Raw genomic sequence first — 22,110 nt, 5'->3', positions numbered from 1 at the left:
GGTACGGGTTACGGGGCTTGGAGAATCGGGACTTGACGTCCTCCCGCCGCCGAAGGATAACGTTCCCGTCCCGTGGAGGAAATGCGCGGTAATCCCGCCGAACGAGTGGCGCTGAGCGCGTTGTGCGACGAACTGCCGGCGCTGCGGGAGCAGTGCGCCGCGGAGCCGGAGGACAAGCGGCTGCTCCTGACCCGGATCGAGGCCGAGGCCCGCGCCCGCCGGCCGATCCTGGCGCTGCTCGGCGAGCTGCTGGGCACGGGCGCGGAGGACACCGGCGCCGTGCGCGGCCTGGGCGCCGGGCTGCCGGGCGCCGGACCCGGCCGGGCCGACGAGGAGCGCTTCGGCTGCCCCGACGGCGCCTGCGACCGGACGGCCGTCGCCGTCCCCGCCGGTCCCGTCCCGCACTGCGTGCTCACCGGCCTGCCGATGTCCGGGCGCTGACGGCGTGGGCAACTTCTTCGGTGAGCTGGCGAAGAAGCTGGCCGAACGCTGGGTGGGCCTCCTCGCCGTCCCGGGCCTGCTGTTCGTCGCGTGCGCGTGGGCCGGCGTCCGGCTCGGGTGGGGCCACGCCCTCGACACGGGCCTCCTGGCCTCGAAGGCGACGGCGCTCGGGTCCACCCTGGGCGGGAAGCCCGGGCCGTACCGCGTGCTGGTCCTCGCCGGGCTGCTCCTCGCCTCCTGCGGCGTCGGCCTGGTGGTCCAGGCGCTCACCGGCCCCGTCCGCGCCTGGTGGCTGGGGCAGTGGCCGCCGGGGCTGCGCTGGGCCGGACGCCGCCGCACCGCCGCGCGGGCCGCACGCTGGCACCGGCTGGTGGCGGCCCGCAGGGAACTCCAGGACCGCCATCCGAAGGCGACCCGCACGTCCGGCCAGCAGGCCGCGATCGACGCCGCGGCGGACCGCGTCAACCGGCTGGCCCTCGCCGTCCCCGCCCGTCCCACCTGGATGGGCGACCGCGTGGCCGCCGTCGACCAGATCGCCGTCGATCGCTACGGGCTGGACCTCCGGTTCGGCTGGTCCCGCCTCTGGCTGGTCCTGCCCGACACCGTCCGCGCCGAGCTGGTCGCCGCCAACGGCCAGTTCGCCGCCACGGTGGTCACCGCCGCCTGGGCGCTGCCCTACCTCGTCCTGGGCCTCTGGTGGTGGCCGGCCCTCCTGATCGCGCTCACCGTGGGCCTGACGGGATGGACCCGCGCCCGCGCCGCGCTGGCCGAGCTGACCGACCTCGCCGAGGCCGCCCTGGACCTGCACGGCCGCACCCTGGCCATCACCCTGGGCACCGTCCCGCCGGACAGCTTCGGCCCCCTCACCACCCCCGAGGGCAGGCAGGTGACCCGCCATCTCCGCAAGGGCCGCTGACTCCTGCCGGCAGGAGCGTCCCGGCGCGAAGGCGTTCTACGGACGGGACGCGCGGTTCTCCTTGCGGCGGACGAACTTCAGCCCCGACCAGGCGTCCCCGAGCGCCGCGACCTTCACGTCGACGACGCCCAGCGGCAGGAAGAGGTCGCGCAGCGCGTTCTCGGTGATGTCGCTATCGTGTCCGGCCGCCCGCCTGGGCCAGGCGATCCAGACCATGGCGTGGTCCGCCAGGTCCGAGACCAGCCGGGCGGCCTCGGCGGCCAGATCCACGTGTTCCCGGTAGAAGGCCACGGTGACATCGGCGTCCGCCGTGCCGCCGTCGGCCACCACGCAGCCCTCGGGAAAGTCGGGGACGTCCCACGACTCCGGGCGGTGGGCCAGGTGCACCCGATGGCCGGGCTTGATGCCGATCTTCTTGGCGAGCGGGGTGCCCGAGTATCCGGAGGAGGCCACGGGCCAACCCTAGCCACGTCCACGCCGCCTCCGCCGACGGCTGCGCACTGTGGCCGGACGGACGCGCGCTGTTGACAGCCGGCCGCCCGGAACCTTGGCACTTTCCTCTCTTGGCCGGGGCCGGCGAACCTCCGCATCATCCGGGAAACACCGCCGGGCACTTACTCCCGCAGGAGACTCCCGTGAGATCCCGCATCCTCATGACGGCCGCGGCCGTCATCGCACTCCTGGCCGTCCCCGCCACGACCGCGACCGCGTCCACCACGACCGCGTCCACCACGACCGCGTCCACCGTGTCCCGTGCGACCGCCGCGCCGGGCGGCGAGGGCGGACGGCCCGTCTTCGCCGGCGGCGGCGTCCGCTGCACCCTCGGCTTCAACGTCCGCAAAGGCGGCGACCACCACTTCCTCACCGCGGGCGGCTGCGCGAAGACCGGGTTGAAGATCTACGGCGATCCGGCATTGACGATCGAGCTCGGCACGGTCGTCGCCGTCACCGCCAACGCCGTCGCACTCGTCCGCTACGTCGAGCCGCAGGTGGAAAGGCCCGGAAGCGTGCACACCCACCCCGGGTCGCAGGACATCACGGCGGCGGACGTCCCGGCCGTGGGACGGCGGGTCTGCCGCAGCGGCCCCATCACCGGCATGCGCTGCGGCTCGGTGACGGCGGTCGGCCTGACCGTGAACTTCCCCGAGGGCACCATGACCGGGCTGGCCAGGACGACCATCTGCGCGGAGCCCGGCGACACCGCCGGCGCGCCCTACTTCTCCGGCTCGCTCGCGGTCGGGCTGGGCGTCGGCGGCAGCGGCACCTGCGGCAGCGGCGGGACGTCCTACTTCCAGCCGGTCGGCGAGGTCCTCAGCGCCTTCGGCGTCAGCGTGTACTGACCGCCGGGCGAACGCACAGGGGCCGGGGAGGAACGGCCTCCCCGGCCCCGAGCGGGGGCTATCCGGAGATCTCCTCGGAGAGCTGGCAGCAGCACCGCTCACCGGCCTGGCAGGTGTGCCCGGTCCTGCCGCCCTGGACGAACGCCGCGGGCACGGCGGCGGTCCGGGCGCCGGACGGCCGCTCGTAGACCACCCGTCCCGCGACCACCGTGGCCGTCACCGGCATCTCGTCGAGGGCGTGCGGGTCCCGGGTCAGCAGGTCGCCTCCGACGACGCAGACGTCGGCGGCCATCCCGCGTTCGAGGGTGCCCTTCCAGCGCTCCGCGTGGTCCTGCCACGCCGCGGTGCGCGTGTACGTGGCCAGGGCGTCCGGCAACGCGATGCGCTCGGCCTTGCCGGCGACGCTCCCGTCCGCCCCCTCCCGCAGGAGGGCCGTCATCACGCCGCGCAGCCAGTTCGGCGCCACCACCGGCGCGTCCGACCCGGACGTCACCTTGACGCCCGCCTGGATCGCGCTGCGGTAGGGCCACTGGTACTCCGTGAGCTCCTTCCCGATGATCGATTCGAGCACCCGCCCCTGGAGGTAGAGGATCTCCGCGTTCAGGTTCGCGCCGATGTCGTGGCGCGCCATCGTCCGCAGCGTCCGCGCCGACGGGAAGTTGCAGTGGATCACATAGTGGCGCAGGTCGGCCCGGTGCCAGTGGGCCCCTCCCGCCTTGACGTACCCGGCGACCACGGCGTCGGTGGTGGCGTCGCCGCACGAGTGCGTCCCGACCTGGAACCCGGCCTGCACCGCGATCTTGATCATCTCGTGCAGGTTCGCGAGCTGCTCGGCGGGCGAGGCGCCGTCGATGGTGAGGCTGCCGTTGGCCCCGTTCAGGTACGGCTTGTTCATCCACGCGGTCCTGAACCGGGGGATGCCGTCCGCGAAGACCTTCACGCCCGCGACGCACAGGACGTGGGGGTCGACGCCGCGCAGCGGCTGGTAGGCGTCCAGGACGCTCCGCAGCGACTGCGGCCCGCTGCCGCTCCCCAGCAGCGCGGTCAGGCGCAGCGGCAACGCGCCGGCGCGCGCCTTCTCCGCGTAGATGTCCAGCGTGGACCCGTCGATGCCCGGCTCGGTGGCGCTCGTGACGCCCAGTGAGTGCAGCACCTTCACCGCGGCGTCGATGGCCTGCGCGCGCTCTTCCCGGGAGAACGACGGGACGATGTTGCGCACCAGGCCCTGCGCGGTCTCCCGCAGGACGCCGGTGGGCTCGCCGTTGGCGTCCTTGTCGATGACGCCGCCGGGCGGCGGCACGGTGTTGCGGGTGATCCCGGCCTTGCGCAGGACGACCGTGTTCACCGAGGTCGCGTGGCCCGAGAAGTCGTTCAGGATGACCGGGTGGTTCCCCGAGACGGGGTCGATGTCGGCGGCGACCGGAGGCCGCGGCAGCCGGAGCTCCTGCCAGCCCCGCCCGCGGATCCACGAGTCCGGTGCCGGCGCCGCCTCGGCCGCCGCGCGCACCACGGCGACCAGCTGCTCGATCGTCGCCGTGTCGACGTTGATGTTGAACGGCGCGACGCTCAGCCCCTGCGAGGCGAGGTGCAGGTGCGAGTCGTTGATGCCCGGGAGCACCGTGCCGCCGCCCGCGTCGAGGACCTTCGTCCGGCTGCCGGTGTACCGCCGCATGTCACGGGACCGGCCGACGGCCAGGACGCGCCCGTCCCGGATGGCGACGGCCTCCGCCTTGCGGAAGTGCCCGTCGAGGACGAGGACCCGTCCGTTGTCGATGATCAGGTCGGCGTTGCCGTCCCCGTGGCCGGTCCCCGCGTGCGCGGTCCCGGCCGGGAGCATTCCCGTGGCCGCCGTGCCGGCGGTCACGGCCGCAGCCCCACGCAGTACTTGGCGACGGTCCATCTCAGGGGTCATGACGAGTTTCTCCTTGGGGACTCGTGTCGAGATCTCTCCTTGTCCCGCCCCGGTCCTTTCACCGGTGCGCGCACGTCTGCGGCGCGGCCCACGGACGCTTCGCACGGCGGGACTGGCATCGCCGCCCGCGCGCCCGGAGGGATGCGGGCGGCGGTGCGGCCGGCCGCCCGCCCCGGCGTGGCCGGTGGTGGGCGGTGAGGGGGTGGTGGCCGGCTTCGGCGAGCGTCAGCGAGCCGGTCTCGGAGGTGCGGTGGCACCGTTCCGCCGGGCGACGGAGGGCATGTTCAGGTCCGCGTCGCCTGGTGCGAGAAGGGGTTCTGGTCTGGCTGGACCGTGAAAGGCCCGGGATAACGCGGCACGCCGGCCGTGGAGGAAGAACGGTTCAGGCAGGACCGGAACGGACGACGGAGGTGACATGCCCGGGACCTCCCTGAACGGGTGACCGCGACGATTGGGGACAGTGTCCCCAGCGGTGTTGATGAAGTCAACACTTGACGGAATCGAATTGCCGTGGAGGCTCGACGGCACCGCGACCCGCCGCATTGGACGCCATGCTGTCACCTGCGAATATGTCACCAGAGTCAGCCGGGCGGCGACACTTGATGAAGTCGGAAGTCAAACGTCCGTGCTGGGTGTTGTAGTCGTCACCACTTGCAGTCGTCCGGAGGGGTTCGGCGCGGCCACCGGCACCGGCGCCCGTCCGGGGACGCGGCGGGTCGGCATGATCGCGGCGGACGGGGGAATGCTGAGGTGCCGTGAGCACACCCCCTTCCTCCGCCCCGTCCCCCCGCGGCGGCTCAGCGGTCCCGCCCCGGTCGCCCCGGGGGGACCTGCTGGTCTTCGCCAACGCCAATGCCGGCACGCACGACGCCAGGACCCTGGAGCGCGTCGCCGGCCTGCTCCGCGACGCCGGACGGCGGGTCACGGTGTGCCCGTGCTCGGCGCCGGACGACCTTGAGCGGGCCCTCGACGCGCACACCCCCGGCCGGGACGGGCCCTCCCCGTGCGCGGTGGCCGTCGGCGGCGACGGGTCCGTCAACCGCCTCGTGTCGGTCCTGCGCCGGCGTGGCGGGCTCGGCCTGTGGACGGTCGGCCTCGTCCCCATGGGCACCGGCAACGACCTGGCGCGCAACCTGGGCATCCCCCTCGACGCCGACCGTGCGGCGCGGCTGCTGCTCGACGGCGGCGAGCGTCCGCTCGACCTGCTCGCCGATGACGCCGGCGGCGTCGCGCTCAACGCCGCGCACGTCGGCATCGGCGCCGCCGCCGCCCAGAGCGCCGCGCGCTTCAAGCCCCGCCTGAAGGCGCTGGCGTTCCCGGTGGGAGCGGTCCTGGCGGGCCTGCGCCATCCCGGGTGGCGGCTGCGCGTGGAGGCCGACGGCCGCGTCGTGGGCGAGGGGAAGTTCCTGATGGTCGCGCTGAGCAACGCCTCGGGCATCGCCGGGGGGACGGCCGAGCTCGCCGCCGACGGGCACCCCGGCGACGGCGTCCTGGAACTGGTGATCTCGGCCGCCACCGGCCCCCTCGCCCGTGCCGGTTACGCGCTGCGGCTGCGGGACGGGACCCACCGGGACCGCGACGACGTCCTGCACACCACCGCCCGCAGCGTCACGATCAGCGGCGAGGAGTTCCGCGTCAACAGCGACGGCGAGGTGTCGGAACCGGTCACCCACCGCGCCTGGACGCTGGAACCGGGCGCCTGGCGCATGATCGCCCCGCCCCGGGACCCGGCCCCCCGCACGGCCTGAGCGCGCCCGTTTCCGGGGACCGGCCGAACCCCGTCCCGCCCTACTGGCTGCTTCCGGCCCGCAGGTCGCGTTAGCGCGGAATCCCGTCCGGCGCCTGTCGGCTCCTGCTTACTTCTCGCCGCGACAGTCATCGCGGTGATGAGAGGCGGGCGCCGCCTCCCGGGCATCGGATACGTGATCGTGCGTGCTCGGCCAAAGGAGGGGCGATGGCGGCGTTCAGGGTGGGCGGCAGGCTGGCGAAGCTGGCGGTCCTGGTCGGCTTGCTGGTGGTCACGGCCTCGGCCGTGGCCTTCGCGATGACGTCGCGCTCGGATCCCGACGGCGCCGACTGGCCCTCGGGCGGGCAGAACACCTTCAATACGCGCGCCAATCTGGACGAGCATGAGATCGGCACGTCCAACGTCGGGAAACTGGCCGTCCGGTGGAGCCACAAGATGCCCGGCAACGTCTCGGCGACGCCCGCGGTCGTGGACGGAGCGGTCTACGTGCCGGACTTCGGAGGCTCCTTCACCAAGTTCGACGCCGAGACCGGAAAGGTCATCTGGCGGCACCAGGTCTCCGAGTACAACGGTGAGGCGCACACGTATTCGCGGACCTCTCCGGCTGTGTCCGGGGACACCGTCTACATCGGCGACCATTACGGGCTGCACAGCACAGGAATGGCGTCGCCCGTCACGACCAACTCCTCGCAGCTTCTGGCGATCAACACCAAGACGGGCGAACTGCGCTGGAAGACGGTGCTCGACACCCAGTACTCCAGCTGGGTCACGCAGGGGCCCGTGGTCCACGACGGCGTCGTCTACCAGGGCGTCTCGTCCGGCGAGACCGACCAGGCCATCCACACCGACTTCACATGCTGCCGGTTCCGCGGCAACATGGTCGCGGTCAGCGAGAAGACCCACAAAATCCTCTGGAAGACCTACATGGTGCCGCCGAACGGAGGCAAGCCCGGCGGCTACAGCGGCGCCTCGGTCTGGGGCGGCACACCCGCACTGGATCCCGTCAACAAGACCGTCATCGTCACGACCGGGAACAATTACCTGGTGCCGGCCTCGGTGGAGAAATGCCGGAAGAAGGGCGGGACACCCGGCGAGTGCTTCTCCCCGGACAACCACGTGGAGTCGATCCTCGCCCTGGACCAGCGCACCGGCAAGATCCGCTGGGCGTCCGGCGCCAGGATCTTCGACTCCTGGACGTCGGCGTGCCTGCCGGGGGCGCCGCCGAACAATTGCCCGGTCGACCACGGCCCCGACGCCGACTTCGGCGACGGCCCGCACATGGCATGGATCACGCGCGGCGGCCACCGGCAGCTCGTGGTCGGCGGCGGCCAGAAGAGCGGCATCTACTGGCAGCTCGACGCCGCCACCGGCAAGGTGCTGTGGAGCGCGGCCCCGGCGCCGGGCGGCCAGCAGGGCGGCATCCAGTGGGGCAGTGCGACCGACGGCCGCCGGGTCTTCACCGCGGAGTCCAACTCGCTCAACGTCAAGTACCGGCTGCCGGACGGCCGGACGATCGACTACGGCTCGTTCTCGGCGCTGGACGCGGCCACCGGCAGGCTCCTGTGGCAGGTACCCGACCCGTCCAAGGGCCATGACAAGGCACCGCTGACCTACGCGAACGGCGTCCTCTACGGCGGTTCGACCTCCGGCCACATGTACGCCATGGACGCCGACACCGGGAAGATCCTCTGGGACTACAAGGGCGTCGGCTCGTCCCTGGCAGGCCCCGCGGTCGTGAACGGCTTCGTCTACTGGGGCAACGGCTACACCGCCGACTGGGCGACCGAGGGCAGCATGTTCTACGCCTTCGCGCTTCCCGGGAAGTGAGCCGGGGCAGTCCTTGGGAGCCGGGTCAGTCCTTGGTGGACGGGCGTCCGGCGACCAGGTCGCCCACCGCGTTGCCGAGCCGCTCGATGGGACGCCGGTACCGCCGCTCGCGGATCCGGGCACGGCGCTCCTTGCGGGACCCAGCCGGGTATCGGTGACGGGCCCAGAGCGAGTCCGGACGCGCGAGCCGGATCGCCCCGACCAGGGCCAGCACGCCGACGAACAGGCCGATCAGACCCGTCCAGATCTTGCCCTTGAGAAGCGCCACGACCGAGACACAGAGGTCGAACAGGAGCACGAAGGCGACGTTCCACAGCCCGCCGCCGGAGGATCCGCCCTCTTCGACGACGTCGTCCACCCCCAGCGGCCGCAGCCCCAGCAGCAGCAGCCCGCACAGCGCGACGGTGATGAAGACGACCTCGACCGAGAGCCTGCCCTGCTCGCTCCAGTAGACGTCCTCCAGGTGCAGCACCAGGGCGAACTCGTCCAGCACCAGCGCCGCACCCGCCCCGAAGAGCGCGGCGGCGGCCGCGGCCCATCCGGACGACCCGTCGGTGATGGCCAGGCCGCCCACCCCGCCCACGCACATGAACACCAGCCCGAACACCACGTGGTGGACGTGCTGTCCCCCGGGCGTGACGTTCCCCGGCCACCACCGCACCTGCCGCCGGATCATCCGCACGCTGAAACGGATGAACAAGAACGCGGCGATGAACGCCACGAGAAAGCAGAACAGCCTGAGCCGGCCCGTGTCGGCGATCTCCTTCGTGAACCACTCCCCCATGCGCGGCACCTCCAGGTGCTACCTTCCCCACCACACCCCGAAGGGCGCCGCACATGGCGAACGCCTGACCATCCCATGGGAGGACACGCGTTCCCGCAATGCTTGAACCCGCTTATCTTCACGCGGAGGCCAACAAACGGCCGATCGCCGCGAGTACATGATCAGATGTGGGCCGTATGGGAGATCGCTTCGAACTCGCAGAGAAAGAGCCGGCGATATGAGACTTGGGGTGACTCGCGTAATCACGGCGATCGGGCTCGTGGCGGCGGCCGCGTCGACCGCGCACGCCTCGGCGGCGCACCGCGCACCGGGTTCGGTCCTGGTCGACGAGCCGTTCACCGGGGCCACCGCGGACGCGCGCTTCGTCGGCTACGGCGCCGCCTGCCTGACGGGGGCGGCCCGGGGACCTGCGGCGGCGGAGGGCACGAACCATCCGCTCGGACGATGCCGCCGTGACCCGGCCGGGCCCGTGCCACCGGGCAACGCGGCACCGCGCGGATATCTCCAGCTCACCGACGCCCACGCCGAGGAGACCGGCGCCGCCCTGTTCGACTCGCCCGTCCCGTCCGAGGACGGGATCCAGGTGACCTTCGAGCAGTGGCAGTACGGCAACACCACACGCGCACCGGCCGACGGCATCTCGTTCTTCCTCACCGACGGCGACCAGCGCCTCACCACACCGGGCGCGTTCGGCGGAAGCCTCGGCTATGCCCAGAAACTGCCGGGAGGCAATTCCTCCGCCCAATTCGTCCCGGGGGTCAACGGCGGGTACCTCGGCATCGGCCTCGACGTCCTCGGAGAATACTTCGGCGACGGCGAAAGGCGCGGGAACGGCTGCGACAGGCACTCTCCGGCCGGCACCCTGCACCCGTCCGCCCCCGGCCCCAATATCGTGACCGCCCGCGGCCCGGGAAACGGCGTCGAAGGATATTGCCTGATCGACGCCACGACCGCCAACAAGTCGTCCACCGGCCCTTGGCCGTCGTCGCTTCCCGGGCAGTTGCACGGCAACCTGAGGAAATTGCCCGCCGATGCCACGCCGAAGCGCGCGGACGGCCTGCTGGACCCGGCGAAACGGACCGTCCGCGTCACGGTGACGCCCGAGCCGAACCCGATGGCCACGGTAGAGATCGACTTCCGCAACGGCCGCGGCTTCCAGCGGGTGCTGAGGTTCCACGCCCCCGAGCCGATCCCCGACACCTACAAGTTCGGCTTCGCCGCGTCCACAGGCCCGCTGACCGACGTCCAGCTGATCCGCCGCGTAGTCCTGCGCACCCCACCCGACTGACCAACGAACACCCAGAAAACGGGCCACCAAGGACGACATCCAACGTCGACCTATAGGTGGCCCGGCGTCGTTCCTGGGCGGGTCGTCAGGGGTCGGGGGTGGGGCCTGGGTGGTGGCTCTGGCGGTGGGTGGCGGTGGGCGGGCCGGTCGCCGTCCAGCTGGCGAGGAGGTCGATGGCCGCCGGGAGGGGGATCCGGCTTCGGTGGTGTAGATGAACAGGGTGGTGTCGGGGTCGCCGGGCGGGGTGAGCGTCTCGTACTCGACGGTCAGGTCTCCGACGAGGGGGTGGCGCAGGCGCTTCGAGCCGTGGGTGCGCTGGTGGACCCGGTGCTGTTCCCACCACTGGTCGAACTCGCGGCTGTGCTCGCGCAGGTCCGCGATCAGCTCGACCGTGGCGCGGTCACCGGGGTCGCGTCCGGCCTCGAACCGCAGGCTCTCGACCGCGGCCCGGGCCTGGTCCGGCCAGTCCACGAACAGCGTCCGGGCGTCCTCGTCCAGGAACATCCAGCGCGCGTAGTTGCGCTGGACGGCGGGCATCCGGTCGAAGTCGGCGAACAGCGCCCTGGCCATCGCGTTGGCGGCCAGCACGTCGGTGCGGCGGCCGAGCACGAGCACGGGCTCGCCGTCGAGGGCATCGAGGAGCTGGTGGAGCCCGGGACGCACACGCTGCACAGCGCGGGGGCGCCGGCGGGCCGGTGCCGCCGACAGGGCGAAGAGGTCCGTGAGATGTGCGCGTCCCGCCGCGTCGAGTTCGAGGGCACGCCCGATCGCCTCGACGACGGCCTTGGACGGCGTGACACGCCGCCCCTGCTCAAGACGGGCGTAGTAGTCGGTGGACACCCCGGCCAGCAGCGCCACCTCCTCGCGGCGCAGGCCGGGCACCCGGCGCACCCGGCCGTCCGGCGGCAGTCCCGCCCGTGCCGGGTCGACCTGGGCCCGGGCCCGCCGCAGGAAGTCGGCGAGTTCCTGATTGGCCTCGGTCATGAGGACCAGTGTCCCCCCGCTCCGCCGGTTCGCGCCTGGACCTGTGCGTCCTAGGTCGCCGGGTCCGCGGTCGCGGCGGGCCCGAAATGGGCGTCCGCAGCGGATCACGGTGAACCACGCTTGAGCCATGAAGTGGCCGCGCCGCACGCGGAATTCGCCAACGCCGGATTCGCCGTCGACTTCGCCTCCCCTGACGGGATCCTTCAGCCACTCGACCGGCACAGCGCCGATCCGGAGGTCGCCGGAGCGGACTGCGCCCGTCACGTGGAATACGCCGAGAAGGCCCTGCGGGAATTCGGGCCGCTGCTGAAGCTCCGCGACGTCGGCATCGACGACTATGCCGCGGTGGTGCTGCCCGGCGGGCACGGCCCGGTGGTCGACCTCTACCGGGACGCCGACCTCGGACGCCTGCTCACCGCCGCCGACCAGGCCGGAAAGCCCATCGGAGCCGTCTGCCACGGACCCGCCGCCCTGCTCTCCGCCGTGGACGCCGAAGCCGGGTGGCTGTTCACCGGGCGGAGGATGACGGCTTTCACCAACGAGGAGGAGCAGTTGTTCGGCACCGCGGAAGGTGCTCCGTGGCTGCTGGCCGACCGGCTGCGCGACATGGGCGCCGACCATTCCGGCGGACCCGCCTACCAGCCGTTCACCGTCCACGACAGGAACCTGTTCACGGGCCAGAACCCGGCATCGAGCGCCCCGATGGCCGAGGCCATGATCGCCGCGCTCGTATAACGCCTTCGGGGGCATGTGCGTCCGCCGTCCAGCCGGTCATGCTTTCATCGGAACGCCTGTATGCCGGTGAGCGCGCGGCCGACGACGAGGGTGTGGATCTCGGAGGTCCCTTCATAGGTGAGCACCGATTCGAGGTTCGCCATATGCCGCATCACGGGGTACTCCAGGGTGACGCCGCTGGCGCCGAGGACGGTCCGGCAGGTGCGGGCGATGGCGAGGGCCTCGCGGACGTTGTTGAGCTTGCCGGCGCTGACCTGCTCCGGGCGGAGGACGCCGGACTCCTTGAGCCGGCCGAGGTGGATCGCCAGCAGCAGGCCCTTGCCCAGCTCCAGGGCGGCGTCGGCGAGCTTCTCCTGGGTGAGCTGGAAGGATGCCAGCCGGCGGCCGAAGATCTCGCGTTCGACGGCGTAGGCGATGGTCGTCTCCAGGCAGTCGAGCGCGGCGCCCAGCGCGCCGAAGACGATCCCGAGGCGTGCCTCGTTCAGGACCTGGAGCGGACCGGCCAGGCCGAGGGCGCCGGGGAGCGCGGCGTCCGCGGGCAGCCGGACGTCCTGCAGGACGAGTTCGCTGGTCACGCTGGCGCGCAGCGAGAGCTTGCCGCCGACCTCGTGCGCGGTGAAGCCGGTGGTCCCGGCCGGGACGAGGAAGCCGCGGATCCCGTCCTCGGCCCGTGCCCACACCACGGCGACGTCGGCGATCGACCCGTTCGTGATCCACATCTTGGTCCCGTCCAGGACCCAGTCGTCGCCGTCGCGCCTCGCGCGCGTGCGCATCCCGGCGGGGTCGGAGCCGAAGTCGGACTCGGTCAGGCCGAAGCACCCGATGCGCTCCCCCCGCGCCATGGCGGGCAGCCATTCCTGCTTCTGCTCCTCGCTCCCGTACCGCCAGATCGAGTACATCGCGAGTGAGCCCTGCACGGACACGAGGCTGCGCAGCCCGGAGTCGGCGCCCTCCAGTTCGAGGCAGGCCAGGCCGTACGCGACGGCGCCGAGCCCCGCGCAGCCGTGACCTTCCAGATGCATGCCGAGCAGCCCGAGGGATCCGAACCGCCTGGCCAGGTCCCGTGCGGGGAACCGGCCCTCCTCGAACCACTGGGCCAGGTGGGGGCGCAGTTCGTCGTCGCACATCCGGCGGACGGTCTGGCGGATCTCGCGTTCTTCGTCGGTCAGCAGACCGTCCACGGCGAACAGCGCGGACGGGTGGACCGGTGATGGTGTGTTCACGGCGCCCACTCCATCACAAATCCTATTTTGGATCCAGTATTGATTATCCAAAATCTCTGACCTAGGGTCCTGCCCGAGAGGTCCTGGGAGGTCCCGGTCGGCGGACCGCCGAAGGTCCTCGACCCCGACGCGGCTTGGAGCACTACGGATGGACGACCACCACGGCACCGGCACGGCGGACGGCGCGCTCTCCGGCGTCCTCGTCGCCGACTTCACCCGCGTGCTGGCCGGGCCGTACGCGACAATGCTGCTGGCCGACCTCGGCGCGGAGGTCGTCAAGGTCGAGCGCCCCGGGACGGGCGACGACACGCGGGCGTGGGGACCGCCCTACGCGGACGGCGAGGCGACCTACTACCTCGGCCTCAACCGGAACAAACGGTCGATCGCGCTGGACCTGCACGATCCCGGCGACCGAGAAGTCGCGCGTGCGCTGGTCGCCCGCGCGGACGTCCTCATCGAGAACTTCCGTCCCGGGACGATGGAGCGGCTCGGCCTCGGCCACGAGCAGGCGGCGGAGCTCAATCCCGGGCTGGTCTACTGCTCCATCACCGGGTTCGGCACCGGCAAGGGCGCCGACATGCCCGGCTACGACCTGGTCGTCCAGGCGGTCGGCGGCCTGATGAGCGTCACCGGCGAACCGGGGAACGAGCCCGTCAAAACAGGCGTGGCGCTCGTCGACGTGATCACTGGGCTGCACGCGGTGGCGGGTCTGCTGGCCGGGCTGCGGCATCGCGACCGAACCGGCCAGGGGCAGCGGGTCGAGGTGTCGCTGCTCAGCTCACTGCTCTCGGCGCTGACCAGCCAGGCCGCGGCCTACGTCGCGGCCGGGGTGGTGCCGCGGGCGCTGGGCAACCGGCATCCGAGCATCGTCCCGTACGAGGTGTTCGAGGCCGCCGACCGTTCGATGGTCATCGCCGCCGGGAACGACCGCCAGTTCCGCGCGCTGTGCGCGGTCCTGGAGCGGGACGATCTCGCGCGTGATCCGCGCTTCGCCACCAACCCCGGCCGTGTCACCGACCGGGAGGCGCTCGTCGCCGCCCTGTCGGAGTCCCTCGCGCGGCGCCCCGCGGACGCCTGGTGCGAGGCGCTCACCTCGGCGGGGGTGCCGTGCGGCCCCATCAACGACCTCGCGGCCGCCTTCGACCTCGGCGCGAGCCTCGGGCTGGAGCCGGTCGTGCAGGTGGACGACCCCGGACGCGCGGAGAGCGTCCCCCAGGTCGCCAACCCGATCCGGCTCGGCGCCACCCCGGCGCGCTACCGGCTGGCGCCGCCCCACCTGGGAGAGCACGACGCATGGGTTCGTGAGATATTGGGCCGATGAACCCGGCCGAGGGACATCGCAGGCCACCGACGGCGCAGGAGTTCGTCCTCACCGAACTCCGGCGCGCCATCACCACGGGCCGGTTCCGTCCTGGCACGCCGGTCCGGCAGGACGCGATCGCCGAGGAGTTCGGCGTCAGCCGTGTCCCGCTGCGCGAAGCCCTCAAGACCCTCCAGGGCGAGGGGCTGGTGGGCTATCGCGCCCATCGCGGCTACTTCGTCGAGGAACTGTCCCTGGACGATCTGCGCGAGGTGTACCGGATTCGCGAGCTCCTGGAAGGCGAGGCGATCCGCAAGGCCGTCACCCGGCTCACGCCCGAACGGCTGCAAGAACTGGAACGCGCCCAGGACGAGGTGGAGCGTGCCGCCGCCGACATGGACGTGCTCACCATGGCCGCGGCGAACCGCAACTTCCACATGACGCTCTTCGAATGCGCGGGCATGCCCCGTCTGACCCGGCTGATCGCCACCCTCTGGGACGCCACCGACGCCTATCGCTCCATTTACTACGCCGAGGACGACAACCGGGAACGGGTCATCGCCGAGCACCAGGCCACCCTCGACGCCCTCCGCCGCCGTGACGCGGAAGAGGCCCGGAGAATCCTCGACGTCCACCGCGCCCACGCCGTCTCGGCCCTGGAGCATGTGCTGTCCGAACACCCATCACCCGCCTAACGCGCGCTCACCACACACCCGGGCGGCGGTATTTCCGTAGGCGTCCAACACGAATCCCGTCGCGTCAAAGAATGGCTTACGGACCGGCACGACCCGCGTCGCAAAGTTGAGACACGCCGGACGCCCGACCTGCGGCGATACTGGGGACGCCGAGCATGCGACGTGTCCTTCAGACGTCCGCGATGCCCGGGCTTCATGGCCTTCGCTAGTAGGACGGACTACGCGGTGTTCGAATACTTTCCCGGCAACTACGTCTGGAACATGACGGTCAACCACGCCATCGTTTCGGGAGCCCGCATCGGCGAGATCGACCAGATGTGCCGGCCCCTCCTGGACGCCTCGAAGGCCGACGGGAACGACGCGTCCGCGACCGAGGCGTTCCTCGCCTCGTGGCGCGTGGTCGCCGACCGCCTCGTGGAGCAGGCGAAGGCCGATGAGAAGGCGGGCCACCTCATCTCGGCCGGTGAGAAGCTCGGCCGCGCCTCCATCTACTACCTGACCGCCGAGCGCATGCAGCGTCCTGGCGCGCAGGGGCGGGAGGATCTGTACCGCAAGGTGGTGGACACCTTCCGCCGGAGCATCGAGTTCGGACGCGAGAACTGTGAGTTCGTCGAAGTCCCCTACAGCGCCGACGGCCGGGACACCACCTTCCCGGCGCTGTTCATCCGCGGCGAAGGCGACGGCCCGCGACCCTGCGTGGTGGAGTTCAACGGACTCGACTCGACAAAGGAAATGGTCTACGGCAACGGGCTCGCGCAGAAATTCGCCAAGCGCGGCATCTCAACACTGATCATGGACCATCCCGGTTCCGGTGAGGCCCTCCGGCTGCGCGGGATGACCGGCTCCCATCAAAGCGAGAAGTTCGCCACTGCCGGTCTGGGCTACCTCGCCTCGCGTGACGACTGCGATGCCGGCCGGTGTGGCGTGGCGGGCTGGTCGCTCGGCGGGTACTACGCGCCGCGCGCCGCCGCTTTCGAACCGCGTTTCAAGGCGTGCGTCTCCTGGGGCGCGATCTACTCGTGGGCCGAACTCGGTGCGTACAGGGAAGAGCGGGGGACCCAGCCGTCGGTACCGCACTTCGCCGAGCACATCGCCTGGGTGTTCGGCCTGAAGAACCTTGAGGAACTCCCGCCTTTCGCGGCGAAGATGAGCATGGCCGAGCACAGCCACCGGATCACGATGCCGTACCTGGTGATCCACGGTTCGAACGACCGCCAGATTCCGGCCCTCTTCGCCCAGAAGCAGTTCGACGCCGCGGTGAACAGTTCACGGAGGGAACTGCACATCGTCACCCCCGAGGAGGGCGGCGTCGAGCATGTGGGCTTCGACAATCCGACCTTCACCACGTCCTACATCGCCGACTGGCTGGCCGAGACGCTCGCCTGACGGACCGCTCACGAGCCGAGCCCGAGGGCGGAGAGCTTGCGGTAAAGGGTCGCTCGCGAGATACCGAGTTCCTTCGCCACATCACTGCGCCGGCCGTCGGCCGCACGCAGCAGCGCGGCGATCGCCTCCCGCTCGACGTTCTCAAGGTAGGTCAGCCGCCGCCGCGGTCCCGCACCGCGAGCGGGACGAAGATCGTTCCGGGTGATCCGCCCGCCGGTGGCCGTCGCATACGACTCGTCCAGCACCTCGAAGAGTTCACGGATGTTCCCGGCCCAGCAGCGACGCTCCAGCTCCCGTACCGCGTCCGGCGTGACGGAGACGCGTCGCTGCCGGCGGGTGCTCCACGAGCGCACGAGATCCGCGATGTCGGAGACGCGGTGGGCCAGGCTCGGGAGGTCCACCGTCACGAGCCGCGGGACGGACGGCGGGAGGCCGGTGGCGCACACGAGCAGGACCCGGCAACCAGCCGTGACATGGGCTTCGAGCGCGGCCTGCCACTCGACGACCCCGTGCCCGGCCGGGTCGATGCCATCGACCACGACGGCTCGGGCGTCGGCCGGGACGGCCGGGATCTCGCCGGGTCCCCGCGTCGATGCGTCGATCATCGACACCAGACGCGGGTCCCGTGCCCAGAGCAAGGCCGCAGTCACCGCCAAGGCGGACTTGCCGCTGCCTTCAGCACCGGTGATGAGCACGGGACGGCCGCTGGCGACCGCGTCGGAAACGGCGCCGACCGCGTCGATCCAATGCAAGCTCCGGCCGGGAAGGGCGGAACGCACACTCGACGCAAGGGCGTCGGCCTGTGGCGAGGACTTCGGCGCCCGCGACCGCTGCCCGGCCGGTTTCAGTTGCAGCGCCGCACCGCCGCCGTCGACGACGCGGATGAGCGCGTCGACCGGTGCGCCCGAGCCGCGCCCATCGAGGAGCAAAGTCTGCCGACCTTCGGCGACGGCCCCCTGGACCATCTCCCAGAGCTCGTCGTGCGGGTATCCGGCAAGAAGCCGGTCCACCTTGTTGTTCGCCACCAGCAGCCTGCTGTTGATCGCGATCATCGGGCGCCGCCGCCCCCGGCGCTCGATCCGCATGAACGAATCCATCAGGGCACGGTCCTGGCGCGCGAACCCGCTCGCGAGGAGCTCACCGGCCTCGCGCGCCGCGCGGGACACCAGAGGCAGCATCAACCCGGGGGGCGCGCCGGTGAGGGACACCAGGTCGAGGACTCCCGCGACGACCCCGGTCGCGGGATTGACGATCGGGGCGCCCGCGGCGATGACGTCGTCGAAGGTGCTGTTGTAGTGCTCGGTCCCGTCCACGAACGCGGGGACGCCGTCCTCCAGCGGCGTCCCGAGGCCGGTCGATCCGACATGGGCCTCGTCGAAGACCGCGCCGGTGACCGAACCCATCTCGTCGAGCCGCCGTTCCATCCGGCACCCCGTGCTCCAGCGCCCGACGATGACGGCGTTCCGGTCGATCAGCAGCATGGCCAGGTCGTCGGAATGGAACTGGCGCATGAGATCCGCGGTGACCGGACGTACCGCACGCAGCAGGGCGCTGTCGTGGTCGAAATGCCCATCACTGAAATGGCTCACGGTGCCCGCGGCTGCGACACCGGCCGCCTTGGAACGGCGCCAGGAGGCGAGGGTCTCGGGCCGAATCCCGGCCGTCTCGACACCGTCGCTGATGAACGCGTCGCGTGCGGCCGCGATGAACTCCTGGCTCAGTGCTTCCACAATGGCCATAGTGCCTACTCCTCCTTGCAAATGGGCTACCGCCGACCCACGAAGAACCGCACTCCCCTGGCGACCACGCCTTTCGCCTTTGACCGAAGGTCACCGTGACCGTCCACATGATTGATCATGCTTACTGAACCTCGTTCACTGTAGCTATACAGCCTATCAGGACGTAACCACCCTGCCCGCAGCCATCTCGGGCACGGTGACCGTCGCCCGGAGCGGCACCTGACCCGTCTCGAATCAAGATCACATGCGGTTCCACCTCGTGCGGCTCGCGGGCACGTCGGACAGGCTCACCGCCGCCAGACCGCCGACAAGCCCTCGTCCAGGGGCTCACTGTGCAGTCAGATTGAACAATCTGATCGCTATCACTTGACATCCACGCCGCGAGCTTCTTAATGTACGACCACGGCGTTCGCCAGCAGCCGTTCCGGCATCGGAGGAAGGCGCGGATTCGCACCGTCCTCATGAATGGATCATGGCCGCCCCGTGGTGGGCTTCGACCCTCTGAGACCTATTCCGGCGACCAAGGAGATGGCGGGAAGCCCATGCCTCTGACAATTCGGCATTACTCGGAAGTCGAACCGGTCAATCCGTTCGGCCCGGTGACGTGGGGCAAGACGCCACGGCACCGACGGATTTTCGGCACGGAACATGACAACGCATGGCGCGTCGATGCCGGATACAACGAATACCCGGCTCCTCGCGTGGGCGGCCCGGTCATCTACAACGACGACGAGATCTGCTACATGCCGTCAGGCGATCACGTCCAGCTGCTGGCCTCCGGGAAGCTGCTGCACGTCCGGGCGGGATCGTTCATGCTCCGCCTTGAGGGCGCCGTCAGCTACGTCATCATGCCCGAGGAACTGACGAGCATCTGCTTCCACGCGCCCGGCCGGCCCCCGGGCTGGCGTCCGCGTTACGAGCCGACCACCGAGACCGTGACGGGCGATCCGATCTGGGTGCATCCGGACGACTTCGCGGCGTTCGACGAGCCGGAGGCCGAGGTTCCCGGCACCGTCGCCACCAAGGTCATCTTCGGTGCGGACGTGAGTCCCCGCGCGCAGGTCCGGTGGACCGTGATGGAGCCGGGCTCGCGGGTGGCCGCCGGGCCCGGGAATGCCGAGCGGATCCTGGCCGTGGTCGAGGGTGAGGCGACGATCGGGCAGGGAGATCGCGAATCGGCTACGGCCCGGGGGACGTTCGTCCAGTGGCCGGCGGGCGAGACGCTCACCATCGGCTCTGCGGAAGGCGCGGCCTACTTCGTCGTGTCGGCCCCCGTGCTCGAAGACACGGCGACCGGAGACACGGCGATCGAGGACACGGCGTGAGCGCCGCGGCCGAGCCGATCCTCGCGCCTGCCAAGGCCACGGACGCCAGGCGATCCGGCCTGTTCCCTGTGCGGGGCTGGGTGGGACTCGCCTTCATCGTCGCGATCGTGGCGCTGCCGTGGGTGGTGCCGGACGCGGCGCAGAGCCCGGACGTCCTCCGGTCCCCGTCGGCCGGCCATCTGCTGGGCACCGATCGGTACGGCCGGGACACCCTGCTGCGGACGTTGAACGGCGGGCAGGCGATCACGCTGATGGCCGCCCTCGCGGGCGCCATCTCGGTGGTCCTCGGCACGGCGCTCGGGGCGACCGCCGCCTACGTCGGCGGCTGGTCCGATCGGCTGCTGATGCGATTCACCGACCTGTTGCTGGCGACCCCGCCGCTGCTGGTGATCCTGGTGATGGGGAGCGCCGTGCCGCGTTCGAACGTGGTCCTCACGGTGGTGATCGGGCTGCTGCTGGCGCCCGGCGTCGCCCGGGTCCTGCGCGCCGTGAGCATGCCGATCGTCGCGCAGGAGTTCGTCGCCTCGGCGGAAGCGGCGGGGGCCTCACCGCTCGAGATGCTGACGCGCGAGATCTTCCCGAACATCCGCGCCCGGATGGTACTCGAATGGGCGATCCGGAGCAGCATCGCGGTCCTCGTCCTGGCCGCGACGAACTACCTCGGTGTCGGCATCGTCCCCCCGTCCCCCGACTGGGGGCTGGCGTTGAACGACGGCCAGCCGATCCTCAGCACCGCGCCGTGGGTCTGCCTGGCGCCCGCGACCGCGATCGTCCTCCTCGTCATCGCGATCAACGTGGTGGCCGACGCGACGGGGGAGCGATGGCTGTGACGTCGCCACTCCTCGCCGCCGCCGAGATCGAGATCGTCCCGGCGGACGCCCCCCGGAGCCCGGTCGTCCACAACGCCTCCTTCGAGCTCGCCAGGGGCGGAAGTCTCGGCATCTGCGGGGAGTCGGGCAGCGGGAAGACGGCGCTGGTGCACGCGTTGCTCGGCTACTCCCGCGAGGGTCTGGACCTGACGGGCGGCACCGTCACGATCGGCGACACCGGGTCGCCGCTGCGCCTCCGCCTCGGACACGACGACTTCCGGAAGGTCCGTGGTACCCGCATCGCGCTGGTGCCGCAGGCGGCGAGTTCGGTGCTCGACCCGATCATGACCATCGGCCGGCAGCTCATCGAGGTGCTCCACGCCGTCTCGGGCAAGGACGCCGACGTCCACGCCCGGGTGCGGGAGATCCTCGAAGAGGTCGGCTTCGAGGAGCCCGGCCGTGTCCTGAAGCGCTACCCGCATCAGCTGTCCGGTGGCCAGCGTCAGCGGATCAACCTCTGCCTGGCGCTGCTCGGCGACCCGGAGATCCTCGTCCTGGACGAGGCGACCACCGACCTCGACGCGATCACCCAGCGGCGCGTCATCGAACTGATCCGGCGGCTGAAGGCCGACCACGGGCTGACGCTGATCGCGGTGAGCCACGACCTCAGGGTGCTCGCCGATCTGTGCGAGGACCTGATCGTGATGCGACGCGGAGTCGTCGTGGAGCAGGGCCCGACCAAGAACGTCCTCGCGGCGCCGTCTCACGAGTACACGGAGTCCCTGGTCCGGCGCTTTCGGGAAGGCCCGCTCGCCGGGTATGAAAGGGCGGACCGCCGGACGAACCCGGACGACTCCACACCCATTCTCGACGTCCGGGGCCTGCGCGCCGCTCACAGGGATTTCAGCAGTGGCCGGGCCCGCTCCGTCGAAGTCCTGCACGACATCTCGCTCGGTCTTCAGGCCGGCGAGTCGCTGGGCATCGTCGGAGAGAGCGGGAGCGGGAAGTCGACCTTCGCCCGATGCGTCCTGGGAATCCACGCCGAGCGCACCGGTGACCTGCTGTTCGGCGACGCGCCACTGGTCACGAAGGCCCGTAAGCGGAAGGTGGACGTCCGCAGGTCACTGCAGATCGTCCTGCAGAACCCGGACTCGACCTTCAACCCGCGTCTGACGATCGCCCAGTCCATCGGGCGGCGCGTTCGGAAGTTCGAGGGACTCAAGGGCGAGCAGGCCGAAGAACGCGTTCACGATCTGCTCGGCGAGGTCGGCCTGGAGCCCGGTCTGGCCGGGCGCTACTCGTCCGCGCTGAGCGGCGGGCAGCGTCAGCGGGCATCGATCGCGCGGTCCCTGGTCGGCGATCCACGGCTGCTGGTGTGCGACGAGGTCGTGTCCGGCCTGGACGTGGAGTCCCAGGCGCGGGTGATCCAGCTGCTCAGCCGGCTCCAGGACGAGCGCGGGCTGACCCTGGTGTTCATCTCGCACGACATCAGCGTCGTCGCGGCGCTCACACAGCGCATCGCCGTCTTCCGGTACGGGGAGATCGTCGAGCTCGGCCCGGCGGACCAGGTCATCAACAACAGCACGAGCACCTACACCAAAGAGCTCGTGGAAGCAGCGTTCATCTCCGAGTAGTCGTCAGAGGAGCCCAACCGCGATG

Annotated in this window: 18 protein-coding genes and 1 pseudogene; 13 read left to right on the top strand and 6 right to left on the bottom strand. The window is 71.0% G+C overall.

All coding sequences use genetic code 11. From position 1 onward, the window contains the following. Positions 1–81 precede the first annotated feature (81 nt). Positions 82–441: a hypothetical protein gene (locus AGRA3207_RS28020; RefSeq protein WP_231329994.1), complete on the top strand. Its 360-nt coding sequence runs from the start codon at positions 82–84 to the stop codon at positions 439–441. 4 nt (positions 442–445) lie between these two features. Further along, positions 446–1,357 carry a hypothetical protein gene (locus tag AGRA3207_RS28015; protein WP_231329993.1) on the top strand — a complete coding sequence of 304 codons (912 nt, stop codon included), beginning with the start codon at positions 446–448 and terminating at the stop codon, positions 1,355–1,357. 36 nt (positions 1,358–1,393) lie between these two features. On the opposite strand, the gene AGRA3207_RS28010 is transcribed toward AGRA3207_RS28015, so the two are convergent. Further along, entirely contained in the window at positions 1,394–1,810 is a 417-nt protein-coding gene (locus AGRA3207_RS28010) for a DUF3052 domain-containing protein (RefSeq protein ID WP_231329992.1), read from the bottom strand. 182 nt (positions 1,811–1,992) lie between these two features. Here AGRA3207_RS28010 and AGRA3207_RS28005 point away from each other — a divergent pair, with 182 nt between their 5' ends. Continuing rightward, positions 1,993–2,697 (top strand): S1 family peptidase, encoded by a 705-nt coding sequence (locus AGRA3207_RS28005; protein WP_231329991.1) that lies wholly within the window; start codon positions 1,993–1,995, stop codon positions 2,695–2,697. A gap of 58 nt (positions 2,698–2,755) precedes the next feature. Here AGRA3207_RS28005 and AGRA3207_RS28000 read toward each other — a convergent pair whose 3' ends face one another. After that, complete coding sequence (locus AGRA3207_RS28000) at positions 2,756–4,609, bottom strand: amidohydrolase (protein WP_231329990.1); 1,854 nt, start codon at positions 4,607–4,609, stop codon at positions 2,756–2,758. 755 nt (positions 4,610–5,364) lie between these two features. Between AGRA3207_RS28000 and AGRA3207_RS27995 the strand changes: the two genes are divergently transcribed. Both AGRA3207_RS27995 and AGRA3207_RS27990 read left to right on the top strand, forming a co-directional pair. After that, a complete protein-coding gene (locus AGRA3207_RS27995) occupies positions 5,365–6,357 on the top strand; it encodes a diacylglycerol/lipid kinase family protein (protein WP_231329989.1) in 993 nt (330 codons plus the stop codon). A 206-nt stretch (positions 6,358–6,563) separates the two neighbouring features. After that, on the top strand, positions 6,564–8,183 hold the full coding sequence (locus AGRA3207_RS27990) for an outer membrane protein assembly factor BamB family protein (RefSeq protein ID WP_231329987.1): 1,620 nt from the start codon (positions 6,564–6,566) through the stop codon (positions 8,181–8,183). Positions 8,184–8,208: 25 nt separating this feature from the next. Here the strand turns inward: AGRA3207_RS27990 and AGRA3207_RS27985 are convergent, their stop codons facing one another. Then, positions 8,209–8,967 carry a hypothetical protein gene (locus AGRA3207_RS27985; protein WP_231329986.1) on the bottom strand — a complete coding sequence of 253 codons (759 nt, stop codon included), beginning with the start codon at positions 8,965–8,967 and terminating at the stop codon, positions 8,209–8,211. Positions 8,968–9,196: 229 nt separating this feature from the next. Between AGRA3207_RS27985 and AGRA3207_RS27980 the strand changes: the two genes are divergently transcribed. Next, positions 9,197–10,255 (top strand): L-type lectin family protein, encoded by a 1,059-nt coding sequence (locus AGRA3207_RS27980; RefSeq protein ID WP_231336535.1) that lies wholly within the window; start codon positions 9,197–9,199, stop codon positions 10,253–10,255. Positions 10,256–10,492: 237 nt separating this feature from the next. Here the strand turns inward: AGRA3207_RS27980 and AGRA3207_RS27975 are convergent. Next, a pseudogene (locus AGRA3207_RS27975) lies at positions 10,493–11,239 on the bottom strand (helix-turn-helix transcriptional regulator); the annotation flags it as partial. Between the two features lie 120 nt (positions 11,240–11,359). On the opposite strand from AGRA3207_RS27975, the gene AGRA3207_RS27970 reads away from it, so the two are divergent. Beyond that, the gene (locus AGRA3207_RS27970; RefSeq protein ID WP_231329985.1) at positions 11,360–11,974 is read left to right on the top strand and encodes a type 1 glutamine amidotransferase domain-containing protein; all 615 of its coding nucleotides are present in this window, start codon (positions 11,360–11,362) and stop codon (positions 11,972–11,974) included. Between the two features lie 44 nt (positions 11,975–12,018). Here the strand turns inward: AGRA3207_RS27970 and AGRA3207_RS27965 are convergent, their stop codons facing one another. Then, positions 12,019–13,197 carry an acyl-CoA dehydrogenase family protein gene (locus AGRA3207_RS27965; protein WP_231329984.1) on the bottom strand — a complete coding sequence of 393 codons (1,179 nt, stop codon included), beginning with the start codon at positions 13,195–13,197 and terminating at the stop codon, positions 12,019–12,021. Between the two features lie 148 nt (positions 13,198–13,345). Between AGRA3207_RS27965 and AGRA3207_RS27960 the strand changes: the two genes are divergently transcribed. The 3 genes from AGRA3207_RS27960 to AGRA3207_RS27950 all read left to right on the top strand — a co-directional run bounded on the left by AGRA3207_RS27960 (position 13,346) and on the right by AGRA3207_RS27950 (position 16,578). Continuing rightward, the gene (locus AGRA3207_RS27960; protein ID WP_231329983.1) at positions 13,346–14,518 is read left to right on the top strand and encodes a CaiB/BaiF CoA transferase family protein; all 1,173 of its coding nucleotides are present in this window, start codon (positions 13,346–13,348) and stop codon (positions 14,516–14,518) included. Further along, the gene (locus AGRA3207_RS27955; RefSeq protein ID WP_231329981.1) at positions 14,515–15,192 is read left to right on the top strand and encodes a GntR family transcriptional regulator; all 678 of its coding nucleotides are present in this window, start codon (positions 14,515–14,517) and stop codon (positions 15,190–15,192) included. Before AGRA3207_RS27960 ends, AGRA3207_RS27955 begins: the two co-directional genes overlap by 4 nt. 225 nt (positions 15,193–15,417) lie before the next feature. Further along, the gene (locus tag AGRA3207_RS27950; RefSeq protein WP_231329980.1) at positions 15,418–16,578 is read left to right on the top strand and encodes an alpha/beta hydrolase family protein; all 1,161 of its coding nucleotides are present in this window, start codon (positions 15,418–15,420) and stop codon (positions 16,576–16,578) included. A gap of 8 nt (positions 16,579–16,586) precedes the next feature. On the opposite strand, the gene AGRA3207_RS39940 is transcribed toward AGRA3207_RS27950, so the two are convergent. After that, entirely contained in the window at positions 16,587–18,317 is a 1,731-nt protein-coding gene (locus tag AGRA3207_RS39940) for a sigma-54-dependent Fis family transcriptional regulator (protein WP_273699950.1), read from the bottom strand. Positions 18,318–18,709: 392 nt separating this feature from the next. Here AGRA3207_RS39940 and AGRA3207_RS27940 point away from each other — a divergent pair, with 392 nt between their 5' ends. Genes AGRA3207_RS27940 through AGRA3207_RS27930 form a run of 3 tightly spaced genes read left to right on the top strand, consistent with a single transcriptional unit; the run spans position 18,710 to position 22,085 of the window. Further along, on the top strand, positions 18,710–19,642 hold the full coding sequence (locus tag AGRA3207_RS27940) for a hypothetical protein (protein ID WP_231329979.1): 933 nt from the start codon (positions 18,710–18,712) through the stop codon (positions 19,640–19,642). Continuing rightward, positions 19,639–20,472 (top strand): ABC transporter permease, encoded by an 834-nt coding sequence (locus AGRA3207_RS27935; RefSeq protein ID WP_231329978.1) that lies wholly within the window; start codon positions 19,639–19,641, stop codon positions 20,470–20,472. Before AGRA3207_RS27940 ends, AGRA3207_RS27935 begins: the two co-directional genes overlap by 4 nt. Then, entirely contained in the window at positions 20,469–22,085 is a 1,617-nt protein-coding gene (locus AGRA3207_RS27930) for an ABC transporter ATP-binding protein (RefSeq protein ID WP_231329976.1), read from the top strand. The genes AGRA3207_RS27935 and AGRA3207_RS27930 overlap by 4 nt, the downstream gene beginning before the upstream one ends. Positions 22,086–22,110: the final 25 nt, after the last annotated feature.

It is taken from the genome of Actinomadura graeca, from assembly GCF_019175365.1.
Classification (GTDB): Bacteria; Actinomycetota; Actinomycetes; order Streptosporangiales; family Streptosporangiaceae; genus Spirillospora; species Spirillospora graeca.
This window is presented reverse-complemented; position numbering and strand designations above follow the sequence as displayed.